Source organism: Desulfosalsimonas propionicica, assembly GCF_013761005.1.
Taxonomy (GTDB): Bacteria; Desulfobacterota; Desulfobacteria; order Desulfobacterales; family Desulfosalsimonadaceae; genus Desulfosalsimonas; species Desulfosalsimonas propionicica.
Window position 1 is genome coordinate 106,544 of record NZ_JACDUS010000002.1, and the last position, 13,982, is coordinate 120,525.

Below are 13,982 nucleotides of genomic sequence, written 5' to 3' on the forward strand. Positions count from 1 at the left end.
AATACTCCCGTTGCCGAAATGGGTCAGCTGAAATAAAAAAATTTCAAAAACCCTGCCGGGTCTGCTGCCTCCCTTGCGCAACCGTATGTTTTTGGATATACTGATTGATCATCAAAGAAAGGAGCCAACATGAATGAACCGGCTTTTCAATCGGCTCTGGAGCAGGCCGCAGCCATCCGGACCGGACAAATTTCCGCCGTGGAACTGCTTGAATATTACCTGGAACGGGTTCAACGGTTTAATCCGAAGCTAAATGCGATTGTGCAGACCTGCCCCGAATCTGCACGAAAGCGCGCGGAAAAAGCAGATCAGGCCATTGCCCGCGGCGAATTATGGGGGCCGCTTCACGGTGTGCCGGTTACCATAAAAGACACCCTGGAGGTTGTCGGCATGCCGTGCACCTCCGGATCTCCGGTTTTGAAAAATCACATGCCGGAAAAAAATGCCGAAACAGTGCAGTCCTATATCGATGCCGGCGCGGTGGTGTTTGGGAAAACCAATATCCCCTTGTACGGCGGTGATCTCCAGAGTTTCAACAAGATCTATGGCCAGACCAACAACCCGTGGAACCCGGAGTGCACCCCCGGCGGGTCCTCAGGCGGTGCGGCGGCGGCTTTGAGCGCAGGCCTCTGCTGCCTGGAAATCGGCAGCGACATCGGGGGGTCAATCCGAACGCCGGCGCATTTCTGCGGCTTATACGGCCACAAGCCCAGCTATGGGATTGTGCCTCAGAAAGGACACATTCCGCCGCATCCCGGCATTTTTACCGGTGAGCACGGCGTTTGCCTTGACATCATGGTGGTGGGACCGCTGGCCAGAAGCATTGACGATATTTCTCTGGCCATGGATCTGCTGATTGCGCCGGAACCGGCAGATCGGCGGGGACGGCAGATCCGCCTGCCCGAACCCCGCAGGGACAGCCTTAAAGACCTCAAAATCGGACTTTGGATGGACGACCCGGTCTGCCCGGTGGACAGTTCCGTTGGCGAAGTGCTTCAGAATGCCGTGGACAGGCTGTCCGCCAAAAAGGCCCGTATTGCCGACAAGCGGCCGAATGTGGATTTTGCCGGCAGCCATGACTGTTTTTTAAGTCTGCTGGCAGCTGTCATGGGCGAGGGCACGCCGGAGAAATATTTCAACAAATGGCTCGAAGACGTAAAGATGCTTTCGCCAAATGATTCGTCATACCTGGCCTGCCATCTGCGCGGCGCCACCCAGCTTCACCGGGACTGGGTCCTTCGAGACCGCCTGCGTCAGCTCCTGCGCCAAAGCTGGGCGGATTTTTTCCGCGAATTTGACGTGCTGCTCTGCCCGGTCGCCCCTTTGCCGGCCATTGCTCATGACCAGCAGTACCTGTATGACCGGCGAATCACGGTAAACGGAAACCAGCGCGAATACATGGACTTAATGGGGTGGGCCGGGTTGGCCGGCGTGGTTTACCTGCCCGCAACAGTGATTCCCGCCGGCCGCACCCGGCAAGGCCTGCCTGTGGGCATGCAGATCGTGGGCCCCTATCTTGAGGACTCCACTCCGATCCGGGCGGCAAAATTGATCTCCGAGGTCCTCGGCGGATTTGTCCCGCCGGATGGGTATTAAAAATTTTCAACACCACAGCCCTGAAGGGAGCCGGTTTTGCTGAATATAAAGTACGTTGCCAAATTTGCGGTGGTGATGTTTGCCGTCGGGCTGCTGCCGGCCTGTCTGTTTTCCGTACCGTACGCAAAACATAAAGATATCCCGGTTGATAAGCGTCTTATTGGAAACTGGACAAACAGGGACAGGTCCGCAAAGGGCTGTTGCCAGATCCTGATAATGGAACGGGATAAATACACATATAAAATCGAATACGAACAGGCACCTGATTTTGTGGGGGCTCCACTGAGATTTAATCTTACTGCGACCGGGTTTTTGACTGAAGCTTGCGGCCAAAGGGTCGGCCAATTCAGAATAGATAGCTTCGCCACCAAAGAGAAGGGAGGAAGTGAAGATATTGGAAAGATTACTGGTAGATATATTCTCGCGGTCTTTGAAGATATCGGCAGGGATGCATTCTGTTTTTGTTGGCTGCATCCCGAATCCCTTGGTGTCCCGATGAATCATCCGCATATGACTCCGGACCGTTTAAAGGAGATTGTTGATCGGCACCTGAAAGCAGGAGAATTCAGGAAAAATCGGCTTTGCTTCAAAAGGAGAAAGAAAGCCCCGTCATGGTGTTCAAAAAAAACAGACGTCGCCCCCTGCCTGGAAGGCCGCTGGATTGTAAAGTCCGCGAAGAAGGACGGAAGAAAGACAAAGCAGGTTGAAAATATGAAATTTGTTTTTTCGGGAAACAAAATGCTGATCAAGAGCCCCTGGCGGGAAAACGATGGGGATAACTATTTTTTTACAGTAAACGATGCAGTTAGTCCTCATCATTTCAGTTTTTCTGAGCTGGACGCCCAAGTGCCGATGAAAGGGATATATGAATGTAGTGGCGATGAGCTCAAGCTATGTATCCGTGATAAATCAAGCGGCCAGGGTCGGCCTGCCGCTTTTGGTTCGGCACCGGAAAGTGATCTGCTTATGCTTGAACTGTTGCGGGATGAATAGTTCCGCACCGCAACAGTCAAGCTATAATGTCCGTTCTCTTCCCATGGCTTTGCGCTTGCCACGTGCGTTTGATACTACTTCGGATTTTGGTTTAATTGCAGAAAAATTTTGACCTCTGGCAGGCTGAAAGCATAAGCCGCACGGCTTATCAGCCCATCATCCGGACTATCAGACGGAGCCAGCATATTGCACCGGACGCCCGTTTGAAGGCCGAACTGCCAATTATCTCTTTTTTCTACCCGGCGTAGATCATTTTCCGGGTCATGCCGCCGTCGATGACAAAATTCTGCCCTGTGACAAATTCGGCCTGCCTTGAGGCCAGCCAGGCGGCCAATGCGGCCACGTCCCCGGGCACGCCCACCCGGCCGGCGGGATGCTGTGAATGGTCCTGTCTGGAAAGCTGCGGGGCTGCACGGCTGCTCTTTTTTTGCCATTCTGCGGTCTCAATCCAGCCCGGGCTGATGGCGTTGACGCGCACTTTCGGGCCCAGGGAAACAGCCAGTGCGTGTGTGAGGGCCACAACACCGCCCTTTGAGGCGGAATACGCCTCGGTGTGCGGTTCGGACTGCAGGGCCCGGGTGGAGGCGATGTTGATGATGCTCCCCCGGGTTTTGGTCAAAAGGGGCGCCCCGTGCTTTGCGCACAAAAAGCAGCCGGTTAAGTTCACATCAATCACGCGCCGCCATTGTTCCAGGGCCAGCTCCGTGACCGGCACGCCGAATGAATCGGTGATACCTGCGTTGCAGACCAGCACGTCGAGCCGGCCGAACCGGTGCACCGCTTCGGCAACCGCATTTTCCACGTCCGGTTCCGCGGCCACGTCGCAGGCAACAGCAGCTGGATTTCCTTGTTCTTCAATCTCTGCTGCGGTTTCACGGCCGGCTTCTTCGTCGCAGTCTGCGATCATCACGTTCATGCCGTTTTTTATGAACCGCTCCGCAATGGCCCGGCCAATGCCCTGGGCACCGCCGGTAACCATGGCTGCTGGTTTTGCCTGATCCGTTGACATGCAAACACCATCCTTTTGCTCTGATTGCGGCTAAATAGGTTTGGTTTGTGTGTAAAGACCCGCTTGCCTTTTCTGTAGTATAGCAGACGTGTATGGTGAATCCCATTTTCAAATATAACGGCAAAAAGGTTTGCCCGTCCCTTCCGGAATGGTAATCTTCAGATATGGATGCAGTCAAGCTTTGACCTTCGGCAGGTCAACCGATACGCAAGAAACCCTGCAGATTTTCGAAAAAAAGGGGAAGGCCCTGCCGCCCCTGCCAAAATCATCACCCAAAAGAATAAAGAAGGAGTGGGCTTATGACCAAAAAAAAATTTCAGGGCGCAACGCTGGAATGCGTGCAGGGCGATATTGCAAACCAGCCGGACATGGATGCGGTTGTCAATGCGGCCAACGCCCGTCTTCTGATGGGCGGCGGCGTGGCCGGCGCCATCCATCGGGCTGCCGGGCCCGGCCTGGAAGAAGAGTGCCGGCCGCTGGCGCCCATCGATCCCGGCCAGGCGGTGATCACCGGTGCGCATAATCTGCCCAACCGCCATGTGATCCACTGCCTGGGGCCGGTCTACGGAAGGGACAATCCCTCTGATCAGCTGCTGGCGGAATGCTATCGCAATGCCCTGCAGCTGGCAGAACAAAACGGCCTGCAGTCGGTTGCTTTTCCGGCCCTTTCCACGGGGGCCTTTGGATACCCGCCGGAACCGGCTGCGCGGATTGCCATCAACACGGTGATTGAGCATCTGCCGGGCCTGAAATCGGTAACACATGTGCGCTTTGTTTTGTTCAGCAGTTCTGATCAGCAGATATATGAAACGCTTTTTGATGAGATCAGCGGCTGAAGTTTTTTCAGACCGGAATCCCCGAACGGGGTGCGCATAACCGCCCGGGGCAATGCTCATAAGCGCTCAAGAAAAAGGGGATGGCAACGATATCCAGAAACATGATGTACCGGGCGCAAGTTTTTTCATTTAAAAGCAGGGGAGGGCGGGGGTGGTTTTATTCAAAACACTGGCATGGATGGCTGCCGGCGCGTGCTTGCTTGCCTGGGGCTGTATGAGCGGTTCAGGCCCGGCGGGTCTGGCTTCCGGCAAAAGCGAGACCATCAAGGTGGATATCCGGGAAATGGGATTTCGCCGCAGCTACCGGGTGCATCTTCCGGCCGGATCAGCCGGACAAGGCAAACTGCCCTTGCTTGTCATGCTGCATGGGGCATTTGAAACCGCCAAAAGCATGGAAAGGCTCACCGGCTTCAGCGATCTGGCCGACAGGGAGAACTTCATTGTTGTCTATCCCAACGGCATCGGTCTTTTCGGGTTTCTGCAGCACTGGAATGCCGGGCACTGCTGTGGCAAGGCGCAGAAAGACGGCATTGATGATGTGGCTTTTCTTGAAACGGTATTAGATGACGTGCGTTCGCGTTTTTCAGTGGATCCAAACCGCATTTACATGGCCGGCCATTCCAACGGCGGCATGCTGGCCTGTTTGTATGCGGCGGAAAAACCCGGACGTCTTGCGGGTCTGGCCGTGGTTTCGGGCGCCATTGGCAGCCGGGAGGTGGAAAAAGGCGTGTGGCAGCAGATTGCGCGGCCTTCCTTTGGACTTCCCGTGCTTGTCATTCACGGATTCAATGACCAAACCATTCCCTATTCCGGCGGACCTTCCCGCAACCATAAAAGCCGGGAATTTGTGTCGGTTGCCAATACTGTGGACTTTTGGAAGTCCGTGAACCAGTGCCGGGGCGAAGCCGCAAAGCATTCCTTGTGCAACGGGCGGGTTTTGGTGGAGCAATGGATGACAGGCGACCATCGGCTCGTGCTGCATACCATTTACGACTGGGCCCACGACTGGCCGGGAACACGGGTGCCGCCAGGGGATAAAAACAGCCGCGCCCTTGAAAACTATGACGCGGCTGATGCCATTTGGGTTTTTTTCCGGGCTTTTTGATCCGTCAGGCGCAGTTTAGCACCATGCTGTGCTGGGCCTCATAGGGGTGGTAGGTCAGAGCAGTGTCAGCTGTGACATAGCCCGGCACGGCCAGCCCGGAATCAAACTGGGCATAATTGACAAAAGTGCGCCCGTCAATGCGGACTTTCATCCCGGATACAGGGCCCTTTAACGGAACAATGGCCCACGTGTTTTTGTATTTTTCCCCCAAATCCGCATAGCCCATCTTTTCGGCCGCGCTTCCGAGGCAAACCTCTATGTAATGCCTGCCCCCGCCATGGATTTGTTCCTGGTGGGTTTGGCTGATGGATTCGATGACCCGGTCAAGATATTTGTGCATGCCATTTTCCTCCGTGTTTAAGGATGATGGCACCGTAAAAAATCCAATATCTGCGTTATACACGATTCCTCAGAATTTCACGTACGGATAAGTACGCTGTATTCTTCGGAATCGCGCAAGCCTTGATCTTGAACTTCATACGGCACCATCTGAAAACCGACTCTTTACGAGTTTGTCAAGGATAGCGAGAAATTTTTCGCTTTTTAGAGAAAAATAAGCATGCCAGGGAAAAATCAAATCGACTGTTGTTTTTCAGGTTTCCGGTTTTTTTTATCCTTCGGCCTGGCGGATGGGGGTGATCCGGATTTCAACTCTCCGGTTGACCGCATCCGACGATGAAATGGGCTGGCTTTCACCGTAGCCGATGGCACTGACTCTTCTGGGATCCACATTTTGCTGGATCAGGGCGTTTTTGACCGCTTCGGCCCGTCGTTCAGAAAGCCGCTGGTTGTAATCCTCCGGTCCCACCTGGTCGGTGTGGCCCTCCACCCGGAGCAGTGTCTGGGGGTATTGGTTGAGCACCTTGGCCACCCGGGCAATTTCATTCATACCGCCGGGCTTGATGGTGGCCGAATCAAAATCAAACATAAGTTCTGACTTGAATGTGGTGACCAGTACATCCTGCTGCCGCCGGACGCTGGCGGCCTCGGAACTGGCAACGGCATTCTGTAGCGCCTGTTCCTGGCGGTCCATGTAAGCGCCGATCCGGTTTCCGGCAATGCCGCCGAGAACTGCGCCAATGCCGGCGCCGGCCAGCGTGCCCTCGGTATCCCCGCCGATGACCTGACCCAGGATGGCGCCAACGCCAGCCCCGACTGCCGCACCGGTTCCGGTGCCTTTTTGCTGTTTGGTCTGTCCGGCACATCCGATCAGGGCGACTACGAGGATTAAAGCCAGCAGAATTTTTATTGCGTTTTTCACTTTTGACCTCCATTGGGAATTTTGTTTTTCATCAATTTCAGAACTCGCTGCAAAGGGCTGCGTCGAAAACTTGCATATAAAGAAATAATAGCTATTTTTATCAGTCCGGAGCGAATCTGTAAAGCCGGAAATCGAGCTTTTGGGTTCATGATTGTTTTACACAATGCGCGTTTTTCTCCAGGCTGTCAAATCATTGCCCAAACAGGGCCTTGTTGTTTTGAAGGGGAAAAACTTTTTGCAGATCAAAGCAAACAGCGCTATTATTTTCTGCTCATAAAAAGAAAACCAATTGCAGCAAGGAGCATCAATGAAGCACTGGGTGGCAGAAAAACTCATATGTCCGGACTGCCTGCCGGAAGAACATTCCCTGAAAACGCAGATCAGCCGAGAGGCCAAAGGCGATATCATTGATGGTAAACTCAATTGCCCGGCCTGCGGGCGCGCCTATGTTGTTCAAGATGGCATTGCCAACCTGCGCCCGGAAAAAACCCTCAGGGTAAAAGGCGTCAATAACGGATATAATGCGCCGGTTATGCTGTCTGCCTATATGTGGAGCCATTTTGGAGACCTGCTGGCCGATGCCCGGGCAACAGACGCCTACCGGATCTGGTCCCAGAGCTTTGTTCCCACAAGCGGCGATGCCCTGGACGTGGGCTGTGCAGTTGGGCGCCTGAGCTTTGAACTTTCCAAGACCCATGACCGGGTCATCGGCATTGACACCTCTTTTGCGTTTATTGCCAGGGCCCGGCAGATCGTGCGGGAAAAAAATCTTGATTTCGAGCTTGTGGTGGAGGGCAATCTCACCGAGCGCAAGCATGTGGCCTTTGACAACGGGTGGCATTTTGAAAATATTGATTTTATCGTGGCCGATGCTTTGGCGCTTCCCTTTGCCGGCCGGGATTTTTCCGGTGTGGCGGCCATTAATGTGCTTGAAAAGGTGCCGGACCCCTTAAAGCACTTGGAAGAGATCAACCGGGTATTGCGCCCCAAAGATGCCATGTTTCTCTTTTCAGATCCGTTTTCCTGGGATCCGGCCTTTTCAGCGCCCGAGCGCTGGCTGGGCGGCAGCGGAAACGGCAGCAGCCCTTACAGCAAGCGGGGCATTGACACCGTCCGCCGGATGTTTGCCGGGGAATTCGGCGTGTTTGATCCGCCCTTTGAAATTGCTGATCAGGGCAATGTTTCCTGGAAAATCCGAAAAACCGAAAACTTGTGGGAACAAATTAGCTCCCAGTTCCTGGTTGGCTGCAGAAAGGCCGATTAAGCATTGTCCAAGGAGCGTCAGTTTTGAAACAGCGGCAAGGTATCTGCGGTTTATGCTTTCACAGCCCCGGATGCGGGGTGATTGCCAGTTTTGATGAAAACGACCGGATTGTCGGCCTTGAGCCGGACCCGGGCGCGCCCATGGGACAGGTGTTGTGCCCCATGGCCAGAAGCGTGGAGGAAATCGTTTACTCGGACAAGCGCATCACCCATCCCCTAAAGCGCAAGGGGCCCCGGGGGACCTATGAGTTCGAGCCCATCTCCTGGGATGCAGCCTATGACCTGATTGCGGAAAAACTTTTGGAAATAAAGGAGCAGTACGGGCCCGAAGCCGTCGGGTTTTATGCCGGTACAGGCTCCTATGAGCGGGCTTTCAAAGATGCCTTTCAGCTAAAGGGCTCAGAAATCTATCTGGCCTCAAGCATCCTGTTCCCCTATGGATCGCCCAATACCTTCGGGGTGGGGGCCCCGTGTTACACCTCCCTGGGCGTGCTGGCCCCCAAGCTCACCATGGGCTGCAGACACATTGACATGTATTCGGATGTGGACAATGCAGACCTGATTCTGGTGTGGGGAACCGATCCGTCCACTGCCACACCGCCGGCCATGTACAGCCGCCTGGCAAACGCAGCCGCAGAGGGTGCCGAGATCATTGTGATCGATCCGAGGAAAACCCGTTGTGCGGATCTGGAAGGCAGCCGGTGGATTCCCATACGCCCGGGCTCTGACGGAGCCCTGGCCCTGGGCCTGGCCCATGTAATGATCCGCGACGATCTCTATGACAAGGAGTTTGTGGAAAACTGGACACAGGGTTTTGATGAATTTGCCCGATATGTCCGTGATTTTCCGCCCCGGCGGGTGGCGGAACTCACCGGGATCCCGGAGGAGACCATCGTGGATCTGGCAGAGCAGATCGCCGATGCCGAGGGCGCCACTTACATTATGTACACGGGCCTGGAATACACCAAAAGCGGTGTGCAAAACATCCGGGCCGTGATGGTGCTCTGGGCTCTGGCCGGCCAGCTTGACGTGGAAGGCGGCCGCTGTTTTCTGGGCCCGGACCGGATGTTTCCCCTGCCGGAACACAGGCAGATCGCCACCCCGGGTTATGAGAAATCCATTGGGAAAGATCAATTTTCGGTTTACTCGCATTACTGCGGCGGCGAACCCCATGCCAGCCTGCTGCCAAAGGCGATTTTGGAGGGCGATCCGTATCCTGTCCGCGCATTGATGGTGCTGGGTGCTTCCCTGATCACCTCCTGGCCCAATGCCGGTCTCTGGCGCCGGGCTCTGGATAAGGTCGATTTTCTGGTATGCATGGATCTGCAGATGACAAGGGATGCGGCCTGCGCCGATCTTGTCCTGCCGGCTGCCACAGCTTTTGAGCATTCCTCGTACTGCTATTACGCAAACACCATCCGGTACCGGGAGCAGTTAATCGAGCCCGTGGGCGAGGCCCGATCCGGTTTTCAGATCTTAACCGGCCTGGCCCAACGACTAGGCTATGGAGATTTGTTTCCCGATCATCCGGATGAACTGCTGGCAGACATTCTTCATGAATCCGGCCACACCATGGAAGAGCTCATGGCCGCAGACAGAAAGGCCCTTTCCCTGCCCGAAGCACCCATGCGCTTTCACAAGTGGGAGAAGGGACTGCTGCGCAAAGACGGGCAGCCCGGTTTTGAAACCGCTTCGGGCAAGTTTGAGATTTTTTCCGCCGTTCTTGACCAGCACGGATTTGCCGGGCTCCCGGAGTACGAGGAGTCTGATGAAACCCCGGTGAGCAGCCCGGAACTGGCAAAGCGCTACCCGCTGATTCTGGGCACCGGCCCGTTTAAACCGGACATGAAGTCCTGTTTGCGTGCGGTGCCGTCTTTTATCAAAAAATATCCGCACCCGGCTCTCCAGATTCACCCGGATGACGCCGAACCCAGAAAAATCAAGACCGGCGACGGCGTCAGCATCAAAACGCCAAGGGGCCAGGTGGTGATGCGCGCTTTTGTCACCGACCGGATTATGCCGGGTTTTGTGTACGCGCCCGTGGGCGGCGGCGGCCCCCTGGGCACCGTGGAATGGCAGCAGGCCAATGTCAATGAAATTACGGACGAGCGGCAATATGATCCCATATCCGGCTTTCCGGTTTACAAAACCCTTTTATGCCAGGTCAAAAAGAAAAAACGGGTGCGCAAAACAGCTGCTTCTGCCGATCCGAGCCTGGGATGCGGAGGATAAAAAGCGCTTAAAACCCAGTGAGCATCATAGTGACTGTGCGGGTTTGCACTCCCTTTTTTCGAGTATTATTGTTTAAATTGAAAGGGGGTGTAAAATTATGGCCGAAGAAGAAAAAGACAGGGTCAAAGAGGAAAAAGAGCGGCAACAGGAGATATTGGACAAGCTGGACAAGGATACAACGGATGCCGAGACGTTGGATCCGGAAAAAGCCAAGAAATCTGAATCAGACAAATGATCTGCCGCTAAAGTCAATTGCGCAAACAACACGGGGCCGGGCCGAGTGGTACGGCCCTCTATGTTTGCGCAAAAAAAAGAAAGGCGATCCATGACAAAGTCCAAATGCCCGATATGCGGATGTGAACAGTTTTACGTCAAGGACCCGGACGACGAATTCGAGGTTTATGAATTTGAATGCCGGGCAGGGGACGTCTGTTTTAACGAGGCCGCAGCCCCCGGCCAATGCCCGGAAATAGATGCAAGCACAGAAATCTTTTGCAATGCATGTGCCTGGCATGACCGGTTTGAAAAAATCAAATAAGATAGTGCCGGTTGATTTATCACTTTGATCCAATCCATACCAGCGTCCCTATCGCAAGGCATCCGGCTTTTTTTCATTAATCCAAACAGATTGGTTTCGCAAAAAGCTTTTTAGGAACTTCAAAAAAGTTGCTGTTAGTGCTTGGTTCTGTAATTTTCGCATGATGCCGGCCCGGTGGCGGTTTGCTCCCTGCTGACCGCTTGCGCGCTCAATGCGACTCGCAAACCACCCCGGGCCGGCACCATGGCCGACTGTGTGCAAAGTTTTACACCAAGGGAGTCGGAAGGAACACATTCAAGTCTTAAAAAAGCGTTGTTTTCTTGCCCGGTCCCGTGGGTTGGCCCGGCAAGAACCTTTCCAAGGAAGCCCAAGGGCGGGGTCGGCTTTTGAAGCGACATTGAGCGTTTTTGCGTGAAAAATTCAAACTGTTTGAGCAAGGCAGAGCGGGTTTGTCAATTTTAAGCAAAGGCATTTGATCAATCCGCAAAAACGGTCAGGAGCGAAAAAGCCGACGCCGACCGCAGGGCTTTCTTCCTTCACAAACAGCGGAGGCGGAAAAAAGCTTTTTACGGTGCCATCAGACAGAAATCTTTTGCAATGCATGGGCCCGGCACGGTATGCTGGCAAACATCCGCTAAAGGCGTTGTCTGACAATCCGGCAATCAGGGTCACAGGGCTGTGGGCGCATGCAAACCCAAATTCGCAGGCTGATTGGAAAAACTGTACGCATTATTGTGCCGGTTTTGCTCTTTTTACTTTTGGCAGCCGTGAGCGCGCTCACCCTCGGCCCGGCTGCCCTGGAAAAATACATTACTTACCGGATGCAGGACGCAGGCCTGGAAAATCCGCAGATATCGGTGGTTTCCCTTGGCCCTTGGGGACTGGATCTAAGGGATGTTTCCGCCGACAACCCGGATTTTCAGATCGGTTTTGTTCATTTCAGCTATACCGTAAAGAGTCTGATGCAGGGCCGGGTTACAGAGGTTCTTATCAGCGGCCTGAGATATCATGCAGACATGGACCGCCGCGTGCCCGCCCCAGCCGCTTCGTCTGCCTCGCCGGATACTCACCGTTTTTCCGGTGCGATATTAAAAGACCAGATCAGCGCACTGGTTTTTTTTGATCAAATCCATATCCGCAATTCGGTTCTGGAAATCGGTTTTTCCAACGCCTGCCACACCGTGTTGTTTGACGCCGCCCTATCCGCACAAAACCCCAAAAATCTTCATTTTTTCGTAAATCCCCTGGTTTACGGCATACCTGTGCATATTCAAGGCCGCATGGATTTAAAGGCCCTGGAAACAAGCGGGCAGATTGGCGTGTTTGCGCGTCCGGATCCCGCATCACAGCATATGGCCGCAGATTTCCAAAAACCGGACAAAAGGGCCGATTCAAACCTTGAATCGGGGATTGCGGGAAACTGGTCTGTTGATTTGGGGGGAAAACAAAAAGGGTGGTTTGAAGTTTCAGCCGCCGCCCGCAGCCTTGATTTTTCCGGCCTGGGTATGGAGGCCGGATTGGACAGGGCTTTTTTTTCAGCCCGGGCCTTTTTTGACAATGAGTGGACATTACACGATGCCAAAGCAGAATTTGGCTTAACCGGGCTTTTTTATAAAGATTTTCAGATTGATTCCGTAAAATGTGTTCTCACGGAAAAAAGCCGGGATCTGGTCCTGGACGCAGACCTGGGCCGTCCATTTGCGGCATCGCTTCGGATCAACGGCACCCGGAGCCGTTTTTCTGAAATCCTGGAAACCGGCAGGTGGCAGGCGGATTTGAACTGGCATCTTACGGGGCAGGTCACTTCGGCACAACTGGCGGCGCTGCTGCCCGTGGATATCCGGATCAATCCGGCTGCGGGTTTTGATGCGGCAGGCCGGCTTGCGGCCGGTTTTTCGTCTGCCGGGACCGATAAGAAGCAATCAGGCCAAAATTCCTGGTTTGTGGATCTGCAAACGGAAAAATTCGCATTTACGCCTGTTAACATCCATGTTCCGGAAAGCCTTTTAACTGTTCAGGGCCTGGTACTGCCCGGTCCTGTTTCCGTAAAAGGCAGCCCCAAAGGGTGGAAGACCCGCATTTACGCCAAAGTCAGCCAAGTCCGGATGGCATCGCACGGCATTGACATCCGGGATGCCACCCTGGATCTTGCGCTGGTTGTCAATGATGAAACCGCAGAACCCGGCAATTTTGCTGTTTCTTCGATTCAATATGACGGCATTGCGCTGCCGGCTGTCACCGGCACGGCCCTTGTCCGGGTCCAAACCCGGGATCGGCTTTTGCGCCCCGCCCTGCAGCCGGAATTGACCGTTTCCGTTGAAAACGGAGACATTGACTGGCCCCAATCCGGCCTCAAAGCCGCGGGCATCAGCGGCCTTGTGCAAATCCGGGACCTTTTTCCCTTGACCACGCCGGGCAATCAGCGCATAGATATCAAAAGGCTGCAGGCCGGAGAACTGGCACTTGAAGACGGATTTGTGATATTTCGGATCGAACCCGAAAGCCTGTTTCTGGAAAAAACCCGATGGCGGCTGCCAGACGGCGGAGTTCTGACAGCCCATTCGTCCAGGCTGGACTTTGATCCACTGGCCGCAGATTTGGAGGTTTTTTTTCAGGACGTGGATCTTGTCGGTATGGCTGCCAGGTTCACCGAGGGAAAAATTATTGGCAGCGGCCGGGTTCACGGCCGGGTTCCAGTTCAATGGGAGCCGGAGCGTATCCGAATTGGCAGGGGGTTTTTGTATTCGGTGCCCGGCAAAGGGCGTTTCGGAATTAAAGACGAAAAATGGCGCAATGCCCTGATGTTTTACGTGCGCGATGCCCTGGCCGGACATCGGTATCTTTCACTGCTTTCAAAACGCCTGGAAAAGGCCCTGGGCGATTTTGAGTACCATTTTCTGTCCATCAACCTGGAGCCGGGAAATCAGGATGCCGCAGCCCGGATCGAACTGCGGGGCAAGGGGGTTGAGGGCGAATCTCCCCAGGAGGTGGGAAGCCTTGTGATCAACGTCAATGCCATTGAAGAGATCTTAAACCGGGTATTGGGATTTTACAGCACAAAGGACCGATCCATTGCAGAGGCCCTGGATGTACTTTTTGAGGATTCCCGTAAAAGCGACCAGGGCAGTGGAAAATGATAAAACCGATAA

12 protein-coding genes are annotated in these 13,982 nt (G+C 54.2%); 9 read left to right on the forward strand and 3 right to left on the reverse strand.

Annotated features, from left to right (window positions below):
• Window positions 1–129: 129 nt before the first annotated feature.
• Window positions 130–1,596, forward strand: a complete 1,467-nt coding sequence (locus HNR65_RS03915) for an amidase (protein WP_181550160.1) — start codon at window positions 130–132, stop codon at window positions 1,594–1,596.
• 36 nt (window positions 1,597–1,632) lie between these two features.
• Window positions 1,633–2,589, forward strand: coding sequence for a TIGR03067 domain-containing protein (locus HNR65_RS03920; protein ID WP_181550161.1), 957 nt, complete (start codon window positions 1,633–1,635; stop codon window positions 2,587–2,589).
• A gap of 235 nt (window positions 2,590–2,824) precedes the next feature.
• Here the strand turns inward: HNR65_RS03920 and HNR65_RS03925 are convergent, their stop codons facing one another.
• Window positions 2,825–3,598: a glucose 1-dehydrogenase gene (locus HNR65_RS03925; RefSeq protein WP_181550162.1), complete on the reverse strand. Its 774-nt coding sequence runs from the start codon at window positions 3,596–3,598 to the stop codon at window positions 2,825–2,827.
• A gap of 299 nt (window positions 3,599–3,897) precedes the next feature.
• On the opposite strand from HNR65_RS03925, the gene HNR65_RS03930 reads away from it, so the two are divergent.
• Together HNR65_RS03930 and HNR65_RS03935 are read left to right on the forward strand one after the other, a co-directional pair.
• Window positions 3,898–4,434: a macro domain-containing protein gene (locus tag HNR65_RS03930; protein ID WP_181550163.1), complete on the forward strand. Its 537-nt coding sequence runs from the start codon at window positions 3,898–3,900 to the stop codon at window positions 4,432–4,434.
• A 214-nt stretch (window positions 4,435–4,648) separates the two neighbouring features.
• Window positions 4,649–5,539: an extracellular catalytic domain type 1 short-chain-length polyhydroxyalkanoate depolymerase gene (locus HNR65_RS03935; RefSeq protein ID WP_181550164.1), complete on the forward strand. Its 891-nt coding sequence runs from the start codon at window positions 4,649–4,651 to the stop codon at window positions 5,537–5,539.
• A 4-nt stretch (window positions 5,540–5,543) separates the two neighbouring features.
• Here HNR65_RS03935 and HNR65_RS03940 read toward each other — a convergent pair whose 3' ends face one another.
• Both HNR65_RS03940 and HNR65_RS03945 read right to left on the reverse strand, forming a co-directional pair.
• Window positions 5,544–5,879: a hypothetical protein gene (locus HNR65_RS03940; protein WP_181550165.1), complete on the reverse strand. Its 336-nt coding sequence runs from the start codon at window positions 5,877–5,879 to the stop codon at window positions 5,544–5,546.
• 270 nt (window positions 5,880–6,149) lie between these two features.
• The gene (locus HNR65_RS03945) at window positions 6,150–6,800 is read right to left on the reverse strand and encodes a YiaD family glycine zipper/OmpA-like lipoprotein (protein ID WP_181550166.1); all 651 of its coding nucleotides are present in this window, start codon (window positions 6,798–6,800) and stop codon (window positions 6,150–6,152) included.
• Between the two features lie 307 nt (window positions 6,801–7,107).
• Here HNR65_RS03945 and HNR65_RS03950 point away from each other — a divergent pair, with 307 nt between their 5' ends.
• The 5 genes from HNR65_RS03950 to HNR65_RS03970 all read left to right on the forward strand — a co-directional run bounded on the left by HNR65_RS03950 (window position 7,108) and on the right by HNR65_RS03970 (window position 13,970).
• Entirely contained in the window at window positions 7,108–8,064 is a 957-nt protein-coding gene (locus tag HNR65_RS03950) for a class I SAM-dependent methyltransferase (protein WP_181550167.1), read from the forward strand.
• Between the two features lie 23 nt (window positions 8,065–8,087).
• Window positions 8,088–10,295, forward strand: coding sequence for a molybdopterin-containing oxidoreductase family protein (locus HNR65_RS03955; protein WP_232364647.1), 2,208 nt, complete (start codon window positions 8,088–8,090; stop codon window positions 10,293–10,295).
• Window positions 10,296–10,392: 97 nt separating this feature from the next.
• Entirely contained in the window at window positions 10,393–10,530 is a 138-nt protein-coding gene (locus HNR65_RS03960) for a hypothetical protein (protein ID WP_181550168.1), read from the forward strand.
• Between the two features lie 90 nt (window positions 10,531–10,620).
• Entirely contained in the window at window positions 10,621–10,833 is a 213-nt protein-coding gene (locus HNR65_RS03965) for a hypothetical protein (protein WP_181550169.1), read from the forward strand.
• 686 nt (window positions 10,834–11,519) lie between these two features.
• On the forward strand, window positions 11,520–13,970 hold the full coding sequence (locus tag HNR65_RS03970) for an intermembrane phospholipid transport protein YdbH family protein (RefSeq protein WP_181550170.1): 2,451 nt from the start codon (window positions 11,520–11,522) through the stop codon (window positions 13,968–13,970).
• The last annotated feature ends 12 nt before the right edge of the window (window positions 13,971–13,982 follow it).